We start from the raw sequence: 17,337 nt of genomic DNA, 5'->3' as shown, positions 1-17,337 counted from the left end.
ACGGCGATGACCAGGAGTGCCATGATCGAGAAGCCGGACCCGTGGCGCGTTCCCGTCGCGGTGGAGAAAGTCCCGGACACGGGTCTGCATCGCGACCTCGAGGCCGATCAGGCCACGCGTGTTGCGGTGGCGGAGATGGGAAGCCTGCGCGAGGTGCTTATGCTGCAGGCCTCGTTCGATGTGACGCCCAAAAGCGGCGGCCGCTTTCAGGTCGAGGGGCGCGTGCGGGCCCGGATCGGGCAGACCTGCGTGGTGACGCTGGAGGAGATGGAGAGCGATATTGACGAGCCGATCGATGTGATCTTCGCGCCGCCGGACCAGATTCCGGAGATGGCTGCACTGGTCGACGAGGCTGAAGAGAGCGACGAGGACACGCCCGATCCGCCGGAGCCGATCGACAACGGCATCATCGATCTCGGCCGGCTTGCGACCGACGCGCTGTATCTCGCGGTCGATCCATATCCGCGCAAACCGGACGCGGTTTTTGAACCGTTGGTCGAAGCCCCTGATCCCGAGGATCACCCATTTGCGGCGCTCAAGGCGCTGAAGGTCACGCCAAAAAAGTCGGGCGCAAAGAAGCCCAAAGACAAGTAACCGACACTTAAAGTGGCCGGTGAAGCAGGATTTCACTCGATGTGGCTATGATGCCTCATCAGGAATCTTGCATAAGCTGTTGAGTTTGCTAATATTACGCTGTATTCCCGATTGCGGGCGGTGCTGGGTCCCATTCCCCAAAGACCGTGGTCAAGAGGTTGTGTCAGAACGGGGACACGCTATTGTCGCGGCCCGGCGGGGGCGATAGCGATGCGCTCCGCCGAGCACCGCTATCGGCGGATGCTTCCAGCGCGCGGCCGGGCTCTAACAGGGCTGCAAGAGATCAGGTTTCCGGGACGTTCATGCCTCAAAAGGTTCGAATCGCGCTTGACGCCATGGGTGGCGATGTCGGCGCATCGGTCATCATCCCCGGCGCTGCAAGGGCATTGGCCCGGCATCCCGACATCGAGTTTCTGCTGTACGGCGACAGCGCGCTGATCGAGGCGGAGCTCGCCAAGTATCCGGCTTTGAAGAAGGCCTCGCGTGTGACCCATACCGACGTCACCGTCGCCATGCACGACAAGCCGAGCCAGGCCCTGCGCCGCGGCCGCAAGAAGTCGTCGATGTGGTTTGCGATCGACGCGGTGAAAGAGGGCAAGGCCGACGTCGCCGTATCGGCCGGCAATACCGGCGCGCTGATGGCGATGGCGCGTTTTCATTTGCACACCATGCCGGGGATCGACCGCCCGGCCATCGCCGGCGTGTGGCCGACCAGCCGCGGTGAGTCCGTCGTGCTCGACCTCGGCGCCAGCATCGGCGGCGACCATCATCACCTCGTGGCGCTGGCGGTGATGGGCGGCGCGATGGCGAGCGTGCTGTTCGGCAAGCCGCGCCCGACCGTCGGCCTGCTCAATATCGGCACCGAGGAAGTGAAGGGCGGCGAGGAGATTCGCGCCGCCTCCGAGCAGCTGCGCGCGATGAACCTGCCCGAACTCGATTATATCGGCTTCGTCGAGGGCGACGGCATCGGCAGCGGTGCGGCGGACGTGATCGTGACCGAAGGCTTTTCCGGCAACATCGCGCTGAAGGCCGCCGAGGGAACCGCGCGCCAGATGTCGGAGTTCCTGCGCAGCGCCATGGCGTCGAGCTGGCGCTCCCGGATCGGCTATTTGTTCGCCCGCAACGCCTTCAAGGCGCTGCGGCACAAGCTCGACCCCAACAAATCCAACGGCGGCGTGCTGCTCGGCCTCAAGGGCGTGGTGGTCAAAAGCCATGGTGGAACCAACGCCGAAGGCTTTGCTTACGCGGTCGATGTTGGCTATGAGATGGTCCGCTGCGATCTCCTCACCAAGATCAATCAGATGCTTAATCGCGACGGCAGTGCGCTGGCTCAAGCGCAAACCGCGCAGGAGGCTGTCTCGTGACTGCTAAACGTTCGGTCGTGCTAGGCTGCGGCTCTTATCTGCCGCGGAAGGTCCTGACCAATGCCGAACTGGCGGCCCGGATCGATACCTCGGACGAGTGGATCGTGCAGCGCACCGGTATCCGGCAGCGCCACATCGCCGCAGACGGCGAGTTCACCTCGCATTTGGCGATCAATGCCGCGCGCGCCGCGCTCGACCATGCCGGCGTCGACGCGCAGCAGATCGATCTGATCGTGCTGGCGACCTCGACGCCGGACAACACCTTTCCGGCGACCGCGGTCGCGGTCCAGCACGCGCTGGGCATCAATCATGGCGTCGCCTTCGACCTGCAGGCGGTCTGCTCCGGCTTCGTCTTTGCGCTGGCGACCGCCGACAATTTCCTGCGCTCCGGCTCGCACAAGCGGGCGCTGGTGATCGGTGCGGAGACGTTCTCGCGCATTCTCGACTGGAGCGATCGCGGTACCTGCGTGCTGTTCGGCGACGGCGCCGGCGCCGTCGTGCTCGAGGCCCAGGACCAGCCCGGCAAGCCGACCGACCGTGGTATACTGACGACGCATCTGCGTTCCGACGGACGCCATAAGTCAAAGCTATTTGTCGATGGCGGGCCGTCTTCGACCCAGACCGTCGGCCACCTCCGCATGGAGGGCCGCGAAGTCTTCAAGCACGCGGTCGGCATGATCACCGATGTGATCGTCGATGCCTTCAACGCCACCGGGGCTTCCGCCGAGGAGATCGACTGGTTCGTTCCGCATCAGGCCAACAAGCGAATCATCGATGCTTCAGCGCACAAGCTGCATATTGCGCCGCAGAAGGTGGTTCTGACCGTCGACCTGCACGGCAATACGTCGGCGGCGTCGATCCCGCTGGCGCTCAACGTCGCCGTCAAGGACGGACGCGTCAAGAAGGGCGATCTGGTGCTGCTGGAAGCGATGGGTGGCGGCTTCACCTGGGGTTCCGCGCTCGTCCGCTGGTGAGGTATAAGTAAAATACCCGACAAAGTGGTTGCGCTGTTTCATGCGTGTGCATGATGGTCGCTGTTGACCATTGCGTGCTAACCTCATAATTTCAGAGAATAAATTGTTCGCCGAGAGTGCGGGGCAGGCGATGACCGGGACAGGAAAAACAGTCACACGCGTCGATTTGTGCGAGGCGGTCTACCAGAAGGTGGGCTTGTCGCGAACGGAGTCGTCTGCGTTCGTCGAACTCGTTTTGAAAGAGATCACCGATTGTCTTGAGAAGGGCGAGACGGTGAAGCTGTCGTCGTTCGGCTCGTTCATGGTGCGCAAGAAGGGTCAACGGATCGGACGTAACCCGAAGACCGGCACCGAAGTACCAATCTCTCCGCGACGCGTGATGGTGTTCAAGCCGTCGGCCATTTTGAAGCAGCGCATCAATGGTCACGCGGTGACGAACGGCGACGCCAAGGACGATTGAAGCCTTTGTGAGTGAAGCCGATACCGGTTCGCGTCAACAAAACGCGTGAAGATAGTCAGGTTAAGCGTTTAGAGTTTCTCTTCATTCTCTTGAGCTGAGAGGAGCTAAGCATTTGGACAAGGCGCCGGATGCGTTCCGTACCATCAGCGAGGTCGCGGACGATCTCGACATTCCCCAGCACGTGCTGCGATTTTGGGAAACGCGATTCACCCAGATCAAGCCGATGAAACGAAGCGGCGGGCGGCGCTATTACCGCCCCGACGACGTCGACCTGCTCAAGGGCATCCGCCGCCTGCTGTACGGCGAGGGCTACACCATCCGCGGCGTGCAGCGGATCCTGAAAGAACACGGCATCAAATCGGTGCAGGGTCTTAGCGACCAGAACTCCGCCGTCTCGTTCGGCGCGGTCGAGGAGGCGATCGGCCTCAGCCTGCAGGAGCCGGAAGAGGGCGCAGGTGCGCTCGCCGGATCCGATGACGACGATTACGAGGGCGAAGCCACGGAAATCGACTACCGCTTCGTCGATACCGATGAGGACGGTATCCTCGCCCCCTTTGGCAAGGGCAAGGCGGCTGCCGTGCCCGGCCCGGTAGGCGGCCCCGACCGCGAACGCCTCGAACGCGTGCTGCAGGACCTGGTGGCCTGCCGGCAATTGCTGGATAACGCGCTGAAGGACGGCTGAGGGCAGGGCCGGAACCGGCGCCAGAGCGTTTTCGAGTGAAAGCCTGTCCCGCACTTGATGCGGGATGGACCCAGGTTCGCGTGAAGAAAACGCGTCAAAACAAAAGACCAGGCGGGTGGTTCGGGGCCGATCCGGCTCGTTTGCGGGTCGGATCGCGCGCCTTGCGCAGGGCGCCGATCGCAGCTAATGGAACGGCATCGGAGCGTGGCGCAGCCCGGTTAGCGCACTAGTCTGGGAGACTAGGGGTCGGAGGTTCAAATCCTCTCGCTCCGACCATCTAACTGATTGATTCCCCTACCTTTCCCCAAAGCGATTCTGGCGTGATTCTGAAACGCGGTTCTTACCCTGTTCTGCCTTCATTATCGGCGGCACGTTTGGCGCTGCGCAGATCCGCAACGGCGCCGGTGATCTTCTCGGAGCGACGGCGAATATAACGCAGCGTCGTGCTCTCCTTGGTGGGTCAGCGCGCCCTGGATCATCTTGACCGTCGCGCCGGATTCCTCGGCCTCGGTGGCTCCGCCGGCGCGCGCGTCATGAAATCGGCGGCAGTTGAACCACAGCGAGTCTGGTGCGACCAATCGGAATGCTTGGAAGCGCGCTCAGTGTGATTGCGGAAACCCTCTTCGTTGCCACCGGCCACGCCATACCCAAATTCTTCGAGTGGGAAGAGCTGCCGTGGAAGCCCTTGTCGGTTTCGGCTTTATCGCGATTGGCTTCACGCTCTTTTTGCTGGGTCACTGAAGAACCGTGGGAGGCTCTTGCGCGATGAAGACGATCGCACTGCTCGCCGTACTGGCTATGATACTGCAAGGCCTCATCGGCACTGCGTCAAGCGTGGGCGGTCCGCTGACCATCATGCTGATCCTTTTTCTCACCATGCTCGCCGTGGGGATTTACGAGGCCTGGTTAAAGAAGCGCGGCGCGCTTGGATGGATCGTGAATATCGTCGCCTCGGTCATTGGCGGCTTCGTAGCCGCCATCTTCGTTGGCATGGCCATGGAAATGATACTTCCGCAGCTGCACGTGGAAGGGTCGCTCGCGTCCTCGCAGCACCCTCTGCTGTACATCTTGTTGGCAGGTATGGCGATCCTCACAGTGGTTGGATCGTGGGGCACGCTACAGATCGCCAACCGGTTTCGATGATGGCTTACTGAAGGACCTTTGGCAGCACGACCACCATCTCAATCGCGGAAGGGGGTCACCGTCGAAATACAGATGAGGGCGCCGTCCTCCGCCTTCACTCGTCGTTGAAAGCAAGAAGCGGAACGTCCACGTCGAACACCAATTCGAGCACCAATCCGACCGCGCAAACGACCACGGCCAGTTCGACGATCACAAAAGTGAAAATCGTGGTCAGTCCGACGACAGCGTTTTTGCGTCCGTTGATCATGATCCCCTCGTTAAGAAATCATTTAGCACCGGGCTATTCGGCTTGGTCGATGATGTGATTTTAACGTAAACGCGGAACCCGCGTGGAACCGGCGTGCCCGATTGCGGGCCCGGATTCACGAAAGCGGGATATCCTGCGCCGAGGTTCTGAAAGGCGAGCAGGGGGCCGCCGGGTGGGAGGCGGAATCTCAGCCCGACTTGTTCATCTTCTTCACTTTTGCGTCGGTGGCTTCGATCGATGCCGCCAATTCCAGGATCGCCTTTGCCAGAAGGTCGGCGGCTTCCTTGGCGTCCTGACAGCGTTCGGCGCGCAGCGCATAATTCTTGGCTGATGATAATGACATTGGCGGCGGCCTTCCCACGGAAAAACCCACCGGGTTGAGGCGGTGGGTTTCCCTACGCGTTTACGTCTCGCGGGGCCTTGGGAGCCGTCCGCGATTGCCCGAACCATAGCGCTAGCTGGTTAATGAATTTTCTGGCCTAAGGCGCGCGCCAGCTTGCCGGCAACGCCGGTGAGCCCGCTTCTGCTAAAGAAATTCGCGCAGCCGCACCAGCTCGGCGACGTGCTCGGCGGACAGGACCTCGGGGATCATTGGCGGCTGCGGCGCTGTCAGAATCTCGTACAGGTGCCGGGTCGATTCAGGCTTGGCCATGAATTCCCTCATGCACTCATCGAGCGTGCCCTCGAACACCATATAGGGGCCGGAGCTGTCGAGGCGGCGGGCGTTGTGAAGCGACGGCCATTTGCGGATGATGGCAGGAACATCAAAACTCACTGGTACTTCGGCACCATCCATTCGTCGTCGAGCTCCTCGGTCACTGGAAAACGGCCCCCCAGCCGCAAGATGATGATGGGCACCCCACCACGAAACTCATAATCCGCGGCGTCGCCGTTGGTTCCCGGCTGATGCCCCCGAAATTTTTGCCGCCGCCGTCTGTTGGGAACAAATTATTGCCGGGGAGCTTAGTCGGGCACGTCCGGACGCGAACCAGCCCCGTCGCGTTCGGCAAAAGGCGGCCTCAGCTCTCCCCCCGTGCTGGGGCCGCCTCTTTCAACAGCGTTGCCGCGGCGCACAAGATCTTCCGCATCGTTGCGAACGGCCGAAGCTGGTTCTTGAACGGACTACTTCTTGAAGAAGCCGACAATGATCAGGAGGATCACCGCGCCAATGACGGCGTTGACGATCGCGGCCAGATAGCCTCCGACCAGGACAAACCCGATCATCGGCAACAGCCAGCCGGCGATCACGGCGCCGACGATGCCAACCACGATGTTGCCGACCAGGCCGAGGCCATAGCCCTTGACGATCTGCCCGGCCAGCCAGCCTGCGATCGCGCCGATGATCAGCCAGACGATGAGAGATTCAATCACGACCATCCTCCCCATTGCTGAGCGCCGCGGTATCCCGCGGTCGCTGCCCTCGAAGCCAACACGTTCAGGAAGCAAGACGTTCAGGAAGCCAAGACGCTTTGGGAGCGACGCTTTGGGAGCCGGACCGCTTGGCATTGCGCCAGCGCTGCCGTTCGCCCCGTTGATCGATCTTAGGTAGTATTACGATCCGCTCTCGTTGGCTTGTCAACCAGTAGCTGGCTCCGGTTCGGTCAATCGCACCGCAACAACTTCTTACCGAATGTTCTCGGCGATGGATTTGCGCGTCTCGTTCTGCGCTTTGAAAATATTGCTCAGGACTTCAAACCAGGACGTGCCGCCAATCACCGCATCCAGTTCGGTCGCGCAAAGTTCGGTGGTCGCGGCGGCCCGTTGGTCGACGTTCGGCTGTGTCTGAAATGCGGTCATGATGCGCTCCGGTGGCTGGATGATGCCAAACCATCCTGACCCCGGTGAAAGGTTAGGGACTGTGATTGATGTCACAGCGACGGCGACGGCCGGGCGGCTAAATCCCCTTCATCAGCAATGATCCGACCTCGATCGAAAGGGAGCCGTCACCATGAGCACCATCATCAATCGCGCTGAATCATGCGAGCGGGACCGTCAGGCCGACGCGCTGTCTGATCGCGAGCTCGCCAATGTCAGCGGCGGCAAGGGAAAAGCCACGCCCAGCCCGTTTGTGTTTATCAAGCATTACGACAAGGCCTCGCCCATATTGGCCTGCTGATACGTCAGGCCGGCGTTCGCGCGTGCTTGGCCGCCTCAAAGGCGGCCAGCCGTTCGGCGAACTTTCCGTTCGCAGCGCCGGCGCGCGCGACGATGACAGGGGCCTGGATCGTCTCGAAGAAATGACAGGCCACGCGATGGCCGGGCGCGGCCTCGCGCAGCTTCGGCTCCTCCGCCGAGCAGCGCGGCTGGGCGTGCAGGCAGCGGGTATGGAAGCGGCAGCCGGACGGCGGGTTGAACGGGCTCGGCACGTCGCCCTGCAACATGACGCGCTTGGTGCGCAGGCTCGGGTCCGGCTTCGGGATCGCTGACAGCAGTGCGTGGGTATAGGGGTGCAGCGGCTTTGCGTAGATCGTCTTCTTGTCAGCGATCTCGACCAGCTTGCCGAGATACATCACCGCGACGCGATCGCTGATGTGTTTTACTACCGCCAGATCATGCGCGATGAACAGATAGGAGAGACCAAAACGCTGCTGCAAATTCTGCAGCAGGTTGACGATCTGCGCCTGGATCGAGACGTCGAGCGCCGATACCGGCTCGTCGCAGATGATCAGATCGGGATTGACGGCCAGCGCCCGCGCAATCCCGATGCGCTGGCGTTGCCCGCCGGAGAACTGATGCGGATAGCGCCGTGCATGTTCGGGCAGCAGGCCGACGATATCGAGAAGCTCGCTCACCCGCGTCTCGCGCGAGGCGGGATCGCCGATGTCATGCACCCGCAGCGGTTCGGCCAAAATCTCGCCCACGGTCATGCGCGGATTGAGCGAGGCGTAGGGGTCCTGGAAGATGATCTGCATGTGCCGGCGCAGCCGCCGCAGTTCATCCTTGCCGAGATTGGCGATTTCCTCGCCCTTGAAGCGGACCGAGCCCGCCGTCGGGTCCATCAGGCGCAGCACCAGGCGTCCGGTCGTCGACTTGCCGCATCCGGACTCGCCGACCAGCGCCAGCGTCTCGCCGCGGCCGATCTCGAAGCTGACGTCCTCGACGGCGCGCACAAGGCCCACTTGTCTGCGCAGGATGATGCCGCGGCTGAGCTGAAAATGCTTCACCAGGCCGTCGACCTGCAGCACCGGGACCGCGCTCATGACGCCACCTCGACCGGGGCCTTCCAGCAGGCGACGAGGTGACCCGGCGCGAGTTCGCGCAGCAGCGGCGGCGCCTCGCGGCAGCGCCGGTCGGCGAACGGGCAGCGCGGCGCGAAGCGGCAGCCCTTTGGCTGGTTGTTGGGGCTCGGCACCGTGCCTTCGATGGTGGCGAGCCTGATACGGTCGACGTCGAGGCGCGGGATCGAACCGAGCAGGCCGATCGTGTAGGGGTGCTGCGGATCGGCAAACAGATCGGCGACATCAGCGCTTTCGACGATCTGTCCGGCGTACATCACCAGCACCTGGTCGGCGACCTCGGCGATCACGCCGAGATCGTGGGTGATGATCAGGATCGCCATGCCGAGCCGGCGCTGCAATTCGCCGAGCAGATCGAGGATCTGGGCCTGGATGGTGACGTCGAGCGCGGTGGTCGGCTCGTCGGCGATCAGAAGCGCCGGCTCGCAGGACAGCGCCATCGCGATCATGACGCGCTGGCGCATGCCGCCCGACAGATTATGCGGAAAGTCGTCGATGCGCTGCTTCGCTGATGGAATCCGCACCAGTTCCAGCATCTCGATGGCGCGCGCTTTCGCGGCCTGCGGCGACAACTGGGTATGGGCGAGTATCGCTTCGACGATCTGCTGGCCGATGGTGTGGACCGGGTTCAGCGAGGTCATCGGCTCCTGGAAGATCATCGACATCTTGCCGCCGCGCAGCCGGCGCCGCTCGTCAGCCGACAGTTTCAGCACGTCGCGATTGCCGAACATGACGGCCTCGGCCTCGACCTTGCCCGGGCTCGCCACCAGGCCCATCACGGAGAGCGACGTCACGCTCTTGCCGCAGCCGGATTCGCCGACCAGACCGACGGTACGGCCGCGCGGTACGTTGAAGCTGATGCCGTCGACGGCGCGAAACAGGCCGCGGTCGGTGGCAAAATGGGTCTTGAGGCCGCGGACCTCGAGCAGGTTTTCCATCAGAACGAGTAATCCAGGCCTTTGTAGAAGGTGTTTTGATAGAGCATGTGCGGACGGACGCCCTTCAGTTTCTTCTGGCTCGTCGTGTACATCGCGATGTTCATCACCGGCATCCACAGATGCTCCTCGGTGACCCGCTGCTGGGCCAACGCGTAGTATTTGGTGCGATCGGCGTCGGTCAGCGACGCGCGGCCCATCTTCAAATACTCGTCGGTCTTGGGGTCGTTCCAGTTCATCCGGTTCGGCGCCGGCATGTTCTTCGAATCGAAGTAGAAGTTCAGGAGGTCGCCCGCCGATATGTAGGGGAACGTCACCGTCCACAATTCGTAGTCCTGCTTGGCCATCTCGGCCGGCGCGATCGTGGAGTCGAAGCCGACGATCTTCCAGTCGATGCCGATCTTGCGCATGTAGCCCTGGATCGCCTCGGAGACCCGGCCGAAATAGGCGACCTGTGTGAACAGCACCTTCGGCGCGAGCTTGACGCCGTCCTTCTCGCGGATGCCGTCGGCGCCGACCTTCCAGCCGGCTTCGTCCAGCAGCCTTTTGGCGCGTTCGACGTCCTCCTTGATGATGCCCTTGGTGGACGAGGCGAAGTCGAGTGCCTTGTCGTCGATGAAGGTGTAGGCCGGTTCGGCATTGCCGAGCATGATGCCCTTGACGATGTCGGCGCGGTTGATCGCGATGTTCATCGCCTCGCGCACGCGCTTGTCGGCTACCATCGGCCGCGTGGTCTTGTAGCCGTAATACATCAGCTGGAAGTTAGGCTGCGCCTCCTGCACGCTGAGGGTGGGGGCGGCCTTGACCTGCTGGATGAACTGCAGCGGGATCTGATGGCTGACATCGAATTGTCCGCCCAGCATCGCGGCGACGCGGCTGGAATCCTCCGGCACGATCTTGATGCTGAGTTTTTCGAATTTCACCGGGCCCTTGTTCTGGTACATCGACGGGCCCCATTTGTAGGCGTCGTGGCGCTTGAGCACGATTTCGGTGCGCGGCTGCCAGTTCTCGAAGCACCAGGGACCGGTGCCGTCGATCGCCTTGATGCCGTAATCCTTGCCGAGCGCCTCCACGCTCTCCTGGTTGTGGATCGCGGTGGTGAACATCGTGAGCTGGAGCAGCAAGTCGGCGAACGGCTCGTTCAGTTCGTATTCGACAGTGTAGGGATCAGGCGCGCGCAGTTCCTTGATGTTGCCGGCGCGCCAGGCCAGCGGAGCCTTCAGTTCGGTGCTGGTCAGGCGCTTGAAGGAATAGATCACGTCGGCGGCGGTGAATTTCTTGCCGCTGCAGAATTGCACGTCATCGCGCAGCTTGAACACGTAGGTCTTGCCATCCTCGCTGATGGTCCACGACTTGGCCAGATAAGGGATCGCCGTCCTGCCGTCCCAGTCCATCGCGACCAGCGTATCCTGAATCATGTTGACGATGTCGGAGGAGGGCGACCAGGTGGTGCGCTGGCCGTCATAATGCGGCGCGTCGAGCGACTTCATCATCTTCAGGGTCTGCGCCTCGAGCGGGGAGGCTCCCACCACTCCGAGCAGCACCGCAGCCGTCGTGAACAATCCGCGCATCGTTTGCTCCTTGTTGTTGCTTGCCTATAGCGACGCGTCCAACCCCTTGTAGAAGGTGTTCTGGTAGATCATGTGCGGCCGCGCGCCCTTGATCTTCTTGTTGGCGACCTGGTCCATGTTGATGTTGAGGACCGGGATCCACAGATGCTCCTGCATGACCTTCTGCTGCACCATCGCGTAATGTTTGGCGCGATCGGCCTCGGTCAGCGCCGAGCGGCCGAGCTTCAGCCACTCGTCGGTCTCGGCGTCCTTCCAGTTCATCCGGTTCGGCGTCGGGATGTTGCGTGAATCGAAGTAGATGTTCATGAGATCGCCGGCCGACAGATACGGCACCGTCACCGACCAGATTTCATAATCCTGCTCGGCCATCTTGGCCGCCGCGATGGTCGAGTCCTGCGGGTTGAGCCGCCAGTCGACGCCAATCTTGCGCAAGTATCCCTGGATCGCGTCGGCGACCTTGGCCGAGTTGGCGTTCGCGGTGTAGTACACTTTCGGCGCCAGCTTGGTGCCGTCCTTTTCGCGCACGCCGTCGGCGCCGACTTTCCAGCCCGAATCGTCGAGCAGCTTCTTGGCGCGTTCGAGGTCTTCCTTGACGATTCCGGCCGTCTTCGGATCGTGGTCGAGCGCATCCTTGTCGACGATGGTGAAGGCCGCCGTGGCGTTGCCGAGCAGAATGCCCTTGGCGATCTCGGCGCGGTTGATGGCGATGCTCATGGCCTCGCGCACGCGCTTGTCGGCGACCATCGGCCGCGTGGTCTTGAAACCGAAATAGAGCAGCTGGAAATTGGGCTTCGCCTCGCTCACGTTGAGCATCGGGGCGGCCCTGGCCTGGGTGATGAACTGGTGCGGAAACTGGTGGGTGATGTCGAACTGGCCGGCCATCATCGCCGCAACCCGGCTGGATTCCTCGGGCACGATCTTGACCACCAGCTTCTCGAATTTCACCGGGCCCTTGTTCTGGTACATCGACGGGCCCCATTTGTAGGCGGCGTGGCGCTTCAGCACGATCTCGGTGCGCGGCTGCCATGAATCGAAACACCACGGCCCGGTGCCGTCGGCGCCCTTGATGCCGTAGTCCTTGCCCAGCGCCTCGACGCTTTCCTTGTTGTGGATCACGTTGGTGAACATGGTGAGCTGCAACAGCAGCTCGGAGTAGGGCTCCTCGAGTTCGTATTCGACGGTGTGGGGATCAGGCGCGCGCAACTCCTTGATGCTGCCGGCGCGCCAGGCGTACGGCCCCTTGATCGCGGGATCCTTCAGCCGCTTGAAGCTGTAGATCACGTCCTCGGCGGTGAATTTCTTGCCGCTGCAGAACGAGACGTCGTCGCGCAGCTTGAACGTATAGGTCCGGCCGTCCTCGCTGATGATCCAGGACTTGGCGAGATAGGGGATCGGCGTGCGGCCGTCCCAGTCGAGCGCCACCAGCGTGTCCTGGAACATGTTGACGATGTCGGATGTCGGACCCCAGGTGGTGCGCTGCGCGTCGTAATGCGGCGCGTCGATGCCCTTCATCAAGGTCAGCGTCTGGGCCGATGCGGCCCCCGCGACGCCCATTGCCAATGCCACACCCAGAACGGTTCTGATCATGTCTGCAGCCTCGGATCGAGGACGTCGCGGAACGCGTCGCCCAGAAGGTTGGCCGCCAGCACGATCACGAAGATCGCGCAGCTTGGGATCGTCGCGATGTGCGGCGCCATGAACAGGAAGTCGCGCCCCTGGGCCGCCATCATGCCGAGTTCGGCGGTCGGGGGTTGCGCGCCCATGCCGAGGAAGCCGAGCGCAGAGCCGATCAGGATGATCTGGCCGAAGCGAAGCGTCAGGAACACGAAGATCGTCGAGATGCAGTTGAGCGTCAGATAGCGCCAGATCAGTGCGCCGTCGGTGACGCCGACCGCGCGGCCGGCTTCCATGAATTCCTGTCCCATGACGCCGACCGCCGCCCCGCGCGCCACCCGCGCGACGTCGGGCACGGTGGCGACCACCAGCGCGATCACGACGGCGGTGAGGCCGGCGCCGAAAATCGCGGCGACCGCGAGCCCGATCAGGATGGCGGGGAACGCCAGCATCACGTCGACCAGCCGCATGATCCAGCCGTCGAGCCGCTTGTAGTAGGCGGCGAGAATGCCGAGCACGCCGCCGAACAGGCCGCCGATGATGACGCCGACCAGCCCGAGCATCAACGTGGCGCGGGTGCCGAAGATGACGCGGCTCAGCACGTCGCGGCCGGTGTTGTCGGTGCCGAACCAGTGCTCGGCGCCCGGCGGTTGCATGACCTTGGTGAGGTCGGTGAAGTAGGGGTCGTAGGGCGCGATCCAGGGCGCGAACACCGCCGCGGCGACGATGGTGGTGAGCGTCAACGCCGCCCCGGCCGCGACCCGGTCGCGCGCGAGGCGCCGCAGCACGCCGGCACGGGCGAACGCGCCGGTTTCGGGCTCGGCGACAAAGACGGGTTCGAGGGCCTGAACGCTCATCGGCGCGCCACCCTGGGATCGAGATAGACGTAGAGCACGTCGACGATCAGGTTGATCGACAGGAAGGCGATGGCGAGGATCATGATCGCGCCCTGCGCGGTCGGGAAATCGCTGGAGACGATGGCGCCGACCGCAAGCCGGCCGACGCCGGGCCAGGAAAACATCGTTTCCGTGACCACCGCGCCGCCGAGCAGGAAGGCCGCCTGCAGCCCGATCAGGGTGACGACCGGGATCATGGCGTTGCGCAGCGCGTGATGGACGATCACCGCCGTCTCGCGCAGCCCCTTGGCGCGCGCCGTGCGCACGAAATCGGCGCCCAGCACTTCAAGTACGGCGGTGCGCGTCAGCCGCGCGATCGGTCCGATCAGCACGAGGCCGAGCGTGGTCGCGGGCAGGATCAGGCTCGGCAATCCGCCGTCCCAGATCGGCCCGGTGCGGCCGGTGAACGGCAGCAACGCCCATTTGAAACCGACATACTGGATCAGGATCAGGCCGATGAAGAACACCGGCATCGAAACACCGGCTACCGAGCAGGCCATGATGATGCGGTCGGCGAGGCGGCCGCGATTGACGGCGGCCAGCGTTCCAAACGCAAGCCCGCTCGGCACCGCGATCAGCATCGCGCCGAGCATCAGTTCGACCGTTGGACCGATCGTCATCGCGAGTTCCTCGCTCACCATCCGGTTGGAGATGATCGAGCGGCCGAGATCGCCGCGCAGAACCCGCATGATGTATTCGAAGAACTGCACCGGGATCGAGCGGTCGAGGCCAAGCTCGAGCCTGATCGCCGCGATGGTCTCGGCCTTGGCGTCGGGACCGGCGATGATCATTGCGGGATCAGCCGGCACCACCTGCAACAGACAAAAACAGAGGAAGAGAACCCCGAGCAAAGCGGGGAACGAAATCAGCAGGCGATGGACAATCTGTTGTCCCATGCGACGCCAACGGACCGTTAGGCCAACAAACGGCGCGTCCGCTTACGCAGACGCTTGCAGCGCGTCCGCTTACGCGAACGCTTTGCAGTCCCCTCCCTGGCAGCGGCGCTTCGTCCGACGTGCGCGCGCTTTGATTATTGCCGATACTGGCATGCACCGCGCGCGCCGTCACGCCCATTTTGCCGAACCGTTTCCGCCTGCGCTCCCTTGTCGCGTACGGGCGTAATGCCTTATCGCGGAATATGCGAGCGGCGATCGCTATGCGGAAGTTGCCACAATCAGCGCGCGGTCTCGCCGTCGTCGCGCTGATCGGCGGGTTTTTCATTATTGATCGCGACGAAGGGCAGCTGTCGCGTTGCCTTTGAGGGCCGTCCAATCCGCGCATCGTAGCTTTCGGCGAGCGCAAGCAGTCGTTTTTTCGTGAAGGGATCGGCCTTGTCCGCAATCGCGCGGACGCGCCGGGACTGCTCCTTGAAATACGCGTCGTTCATAAGGCACCAAAAATTAATAAATCCAATAGCCGCAAACATACTACAGGCGCACTCCCGCCGTCGCCCTGAGTTTTAGTATGGTTAAACGCGAAAGCCCGTCAGCCCTTGCAAGTGACGACGGTCTGGAAGGGCCAAGAGAAAGGCTGAGGCCACTTCCGTTCCGGTCCGGCTGTCACCTGGGGAACAGCGCGGCCGTCGCCGATCCGTCATGGTCCCGGTCATACCGAGGCAATGTTGCACCGGGACAGCAGCGGGAGACGCACCATGGAACGCAGGACTGACAAGCCGGTCGAACTGACGACGCACCAGCTGGATATCGTGACCGGCGGCAGGCTGGGCACCGGCCCCACGCACCTTCCGCCCCGTAACCCCTTTGGTCCGCCGAAGCCGCCCCGCTAAGCGAGCGAATAGCCCCGGCATCAACTGTCGGGGTTTTTTCGTGCAAAGATTCAGATGTTTGTGCCGCTCGAACTTGGAGCCGCGTCTCCGTCCGTTATGACGTCGCCACGACCCAGCCCACCGATGTCTGAACTGGATTGCCCATCCGGCAGCGGTTAGGCTTCACCCGCCGATCGAGAATATCCGCCAAAGAGCGGGGTCGGATTTGGGAAACGGGAACGCAAGGGGTCGATCATGAAAATACGCCCGACAGGCGTGATACCGCCGATGACAACGCCGTTTCGCAAGGACGGCGAGATCGATTTCAAGCAGGTCGCCCCGCAAGTCGACTGGCTGATCGGCGCCGGCAGCCATGGCATGGCGGCGGGCGGTTCGACCGGCGAGGGGCATACGCTCGATCATGAAGAGTATCGCGACCTGGTGGCGGCAACGGTGGAAGCCGCCAGGGGCCGCGCGCCCGTGATCGCCGGCATCATCGTCGACTCCACACGCGACGCAATCCGGCGCGGCAAACTGGTGCGCGACATGGATGTCGCGGCGCTGCAGGTGACGCCGGTGCATTATTTGTTCAAGCCGGACGATCAGGCGATGGTCGATCATTTCCGCCGGATGGCCGACGAGACCGGCATGCCGATCATCATCTACAACGTGGTGCCGTGGTCGTATCTGTCGCCCGCGCTGCTGACCCGGATCATGAACGAGGTGCCGCTGGTGGTCGGCGTCAAGCAGAGCGCCGGCGATCTGAAACTGTTCGCCGATCTCATGATGATGGCGCCGGACAAATTGATCTACAGCGCGGTCGACGCGCTGATGTATCCGTCCTACGCGCTCGGCGCGCACGGCTCGATCGCCGCGATCCTCACGGCCGCGCCGCATGCCTCGGTCGAGCTCTGGGATGCGGTCAAGGCCGGCGATCACGTCCGCGCGCTCGACCTGCACAAGAAACTGCTGACGCTGTGGAACGCTGTTGTCTCGGACAATCTGCCGGCCTGCACGCGCTACGCGCAGTCGCTGCAGGGATTGCCAAAAACCTATCCGCGCGCGCCGATGCCGGAAGCATCGGTAACGCAACAGGCCGCGATCAAGAAGGCGCTGGACGGGTTGGGGGCATTGAGGGGCCAGCGCGTCGAGGCAGCCGAGTAGGCCGCGGGTACTCGTCAGGTAAAACGCTCGTCATGCCCGGCCTTGTGCCGGGCATCCACGTGTTTACAGTGTTGCGATAAGAAAGACGTGGATGGCCGGGACAAGTCCGGCCATGACGGATTGGTCGCTGATGAATATCGCACAGATATACGATTATCGGTTTCCCATCACCGATTGGCCAATCATGCAATTTCAAATGCGAATGTTTGAAATCGCGCAGTCGTTCGGCTTCCGCGTCGAAAGTTGGCAGGAAGATGGACTTGGGGAAGCCCATGGAATGTTTCTCAGGTTGCCCTCTGAACGCGTGATCTTGTTTCGAGAAATGCAGCATCTGATCAAGCATGATTGTGTGAAGGGGCCCACTGTTTGGATTGACGTCGGGGTGGTCGCCGAAATCGGCGTCGAGCCCTTGGTGGCAGAGGTCCTGACGGCTATCAATTTGCCGCCGGAAGCGGTCGATTGGGTCAACGCACCTGAGGGCAATGAGGCCGCTGTCGATTTCGTGAAGCGGGTATCACTCCTTCATGGACAGAAAGAATAGGCGGCGGAGTAGGCGCCGCGCAGTTTTTCCGTGCGGCGGACATCGATTGTCCGCACATCTGGCGCGCTTTACCGGCGGAGTGTAGCTGATACACTTTGCGCGCGGCCCCCGTGCGCAGAAGGCCAATAAAAAGACAATCGAGGAAAATTCT

The 17,337-nt window shown here is 62.6% G+C and carries 23 protein-coding genes and 1 tRNA gene; 11 read left to right on the top strand and 13 right to left on the bottom strand.

Annotated elements, in window-relative coordinates:
• Positions 1-6: 6 nt before the first annotated feature.
• The 6 genes from JQ600_RS33635 (at position 7) to JQ600_RS33610 (ending at position 4,350) form a co-directional block, all read left to right on the top strand.
• Positions 7-594 carry a DUF177 domain-containing protein gene (locus tag JQ600_RS33635; protein WP_212388362.1) on the top strand — a complete coding sequence of 196 codons (588 nt, stop codon included), beginning with the start codon at positions 7-9 and terminating at the stop codon, positions 592-594.
• A gap of 302 nt (positions 595-896) precedes the next feature.
• The gene (gene plsX / locus JQ600_RS33630; protein ID WP_212263613.1) at positions 897-1,958 is read left to right on the top strand and encodes a phosphate acyltransferase PlsX; all 1,062 of its coding nucleotides are present in this window, start codon (positions 897-899) and stop codon (positions 1,956-1,958) included.
• A complete protein-coding gene (locus JQ600_RS33625; RefSeq protein WP_212263612.1) occupies positions 1,955-2,932 on the top strand; it encodes a beta-ketoacyl-ACP synthase III in 978 nt (325 codons plus the stop codon). The genes plsX and JQ600_RS33625 overlap by 4 nt, the downstream gene beginning before the upstream one ends.
• 130 nt (positions 2,933-3,062) lie before the next feature.
• Positions 3,063-3,392, top strand: coding sequence for an integration host factor subunit alpha (locus tag JQ600_RS33620; protein ID WP_192734233.1), 330 nt, complete (start codon positions 3,063-3,065; stop codon positions 3,390-3,392).
• 112 nt (positions 3,393-3,504) lie between these two features.
• Positions 3,505-4,074: a MerR family transcriptional regulator gene (locus JQ600_RS33615; protein WP_212263611.1), complete on the top strand. Its 570-nt coding sequence runs from the start codon at positions 3,505-3,507 to the stop codon at positions 4,072-4,074.
• A 198-nt stretch (positions 4,075-4,272) separates the two neighbouring features.
• A tRNA-Pro gene (locus tag JQ600_RS33610) sits at positions 4,273-4,350 on the top strand.
• A gap of 255 nt (positions 4,351-4,605) precedes the next feature.
• On the opposite strand, the gene JQ600_RS33605 is transcribed toward JQ600_RS33610, so the two are convergent.
• Complete coding sequence (locus JQ600_RS33605; RefSeq protein WP_212490316.1) at positions 4,606-4,812, bottom strand: hypothetical protein; 207 nt, start codon at positions 4,810-4,812, stop codon at positions 4,606-4,608.
• A gap of 27 nt (positions 4,813-4,839) precedes the next feature.
• On the opposite strand from JQ600_RS33605, the gene JQ600_RS33600 reads away from it, so the two are divergent.
• Entirely contained in the window at positions 4,840-5,217 is a 378-nt protein-coding gene (locus tag JQ600_RS33600; protein WP_212263609.1) for a hypothetical protein, read from the top strand.
• 94 nt (positions 5,218-5,311) lie between these two features.
• Here JQ600_RS33600 and JQ600_RS33595 read toward each other — a convergent pair whose 3' ends face one another.
• From JQ600_RS33595 to JQ600_RS33575, 5 genes are all read right to left on the bottom strand, one after another.
• Positions 5,312-5,464 carry a hypothetical protein gene (locus tag JQ600_RS33595; RefSeq protein ID WP_212263608.1) on the bottom strand — a complete coding sequence of 51 codons (153 nt, stop codon included), beginning with the start codon at positions 5,462-5,464 and terminating at the stop codon, positions 5,312-5,314.
• A gap of 187 nt (positions 5,465-5,651) precedes the next feature.
• Complete coding sequence (locus tag JQ600_RS33590; protein WP_192733559.1) at positions 5,652-5,807, bottom strand: hypothetical protein; 156 nt, start codon at positions 5,805-5,807, stop codon at positions 5,652-5,654.
• 183 nt (positions 5,808-5,990) lie between these two features.
• Complete coding sequence (locus tag JQ600_RS33585) at positions 5,991-6,260, bottom strand: hypothetical protein (protein WP_212263607.1); 270 nt, start codon at positions 6,258-6,260, stop codon at positions 5,991-5,993.
• Positions 6,261-6,586: 326 nt separating this feature from the next.
• Positions 6,587-6,841: a GlsB/YeaQ/YmgE family stress response membrane protein gene (locus tag JQ600_RS33580; protein WP_192733557.1), complete on the bottom strand. Its 255-nt coding sequence runs from the start codon at positions 6,839-6,841 to the stop codon at positions 6,587-6,589.
• A gap of 246 nt (positions 6,842-7,087) precedes the next feature.
• Positions 7,088-7,261, bottom strand: coding sequence for a hypothetical protein (locus tag JQ600_RS33575; RefSeq protein WP_212263606.1), 174 nt, complete (start codon positions 7,259-7,261; stop codon positions 7,088-7,090).
• Between the two features lie 151 nt (positions 7,262-7,412).
• On the opposite strand from JQ600_RS33575, the gene JQ600_RS33570 reads away from it, so the two are divergent.
• Positions 7,413-7,580, top strand: a complete 168-nt coding sequence (locus JQ600_RS33570; RefSeq protein WP_212263605.1) for a hypothetical protein — start codon at positions 7,413-7,415, stop codon at positions 7,578-7,580.
• Positions 7,581-7,584: 4 nt separating this feature from the next.
• On the opposite strand, the gene JQ600_RS33565 is transcribed toward JQ600_RS33570, so the two are convergent.
• From JQ600_RS33565 to JQ600_RS33535, 7 genes are all read right to left on the bottom strand, one after another.
• On the bottom strand, positions 7,585-8,664 hold the full coding sequence (locus JQ600_RS33565; RefSeq protein ID WP_212263604.1) for an ABC transporter ATP-binding protein: 1,080 nt from the start codon (positions 8,662-8,664) through the stop codon (positions 7,585-7,587).
• Positions 8,661-9,638, bottom strand: coding sequence for an ABC transporter ATP-binding protein (locus JQ600_RS33560; protein ID WP_212490315.1), 978 nt, complete (start codon positions 9,636-9,638; stop codon positions 8,661-8,663). The genes JQ600_RS33565 and JQ600_RS33560 overlap by 4 nt, the downstream gene beginning before the upstream one ends.
• The gene (locus JQ600_RS33555) at positions 9,638-11,206 is read right to left on the bottom strand and encodes an ABC transporter substrate-binding protein (protein ID WP_212388364.1); all 1,569 of its coding nucleotides are present in this window, start codon (positions 11,204-11,206) and stop codon (positions 9,638-9,640) included. Before JQ600_RS33555 ends, JQ600_RS33560 begins: the two co-directional genes overlap by 1 nt.
• 24 nt (positions 11,207-11,230) lie before the next feature.
• The gene (locus tag JQ600_RS33550) at positions 11,231-12,793 is read right to left on the bottom strand and encodes an ABC transporter substrate-binding protein (RefSeq protein WP_212388366.1); all 1,563 of its coding nucleotides are present in this window, start codon (positions 12,791-12,793) and stop codon (positions 11,231-11,233) included.
• A complete protein-coding gene (locus JQ600_RS33545) occupies positions 12,790-13,677 on the bottom strand; it encodes an ABC transporter permease (RefSeq protein ID WP_211999958.1) in 888 nt (295 codons plus the stop codon). Before JQ600_RS33545 ends, JQ600_RS33550 begins: the two co-directional genes overlap by 4 nt.
• Complete coding sequence (locus JQ600_RS33540; protein WP_212263599.1) at positions 13,674-14,612, bottom strand: ABC transporter permease; 939 nt, start codon at positions 14,610-14,612, stop codon at positions 13,674-13,676. The genes JQ600_RS33545 and JQ600_RS33540 overlap by 4 nt, the downstream gene beginning before the upstream one ends.
• A gap of 278 nt (positions 14,613-14,890) precedes the next feature.
• Positions 14,891-15,103, bottom strand: coding sequence for a hypothetical protein (locus tag JQ600_RS33535; protein ID WP_212263598.1), 213 nt, complete (start codon positions 15,101-15,103; stop codon positions 14,891-14,893).
• A gap of 264 nt (positions 15,104-15,367) precedes the next feature.
• On the opposite strand from JQ600_RS33535, the gene JQ600_RS37320 reads away from it, so the two are divergent.
• The 3 genes from JQ600_RS37320 to JQ600_RS33525 all read left to right on the top strand — a co-directional run bounded on the left by JQ600_RS37320 (position 15,368) and on the right by JQ600_RS33525 (position 17,186).
• Positions 15,368-15,502 (top strand): hypothetical protein, encoded by a 135-nt coding sequence (locus JQ600_RS37320; RefSeq protein ID WP_283814716.1) that lies wholly within the window; start codon positions 15,368-15,370, stop codon positions 15,500-15,502.
• Positions 15,503-15,736: 234 nt separating this feature from the next.
• A complete protein-coding gene (locus tag JQ600_RS33530; RefSeq protein ID WP_212388368.1) occupies positions 15,737-16,645 on the top strand; it encodes a dihydrodipicolinate synthase family protein in 909 nt (302 codons plus the stop codon).
• A gap of 130 nt (positions 16,646-16,775) precedes the next feature.
• The gene (locus JQ600_RS33525; protein ID WP_212388371.1) at positions 16,776-17,186 is read left to right on the top strand and encodes a hypothetical protein; all 411 of its coding nucleotides are present in this window, start codon (positions 16,776-16,778) and stop codon (positions 17,184-17,186) included.
• Positions 17,187-17,337 lie beyond the last annotated feature (151 nt).

The organism is Bradyrhizobium sp. AUGA SZCCT0176 (genome assembly GCF_018130145.1).
Taxonomy (GTDB): Bacteria; Pseudomonadota; Alphaproteobacteria; order Rhizobiales; family Xanthobacteraceae; genus Bradyrhizobium.
Note: the sequence above shows the minus strand (reverse complement) of the source record. Positions and strands in the feature narration are given on the sequence as shown.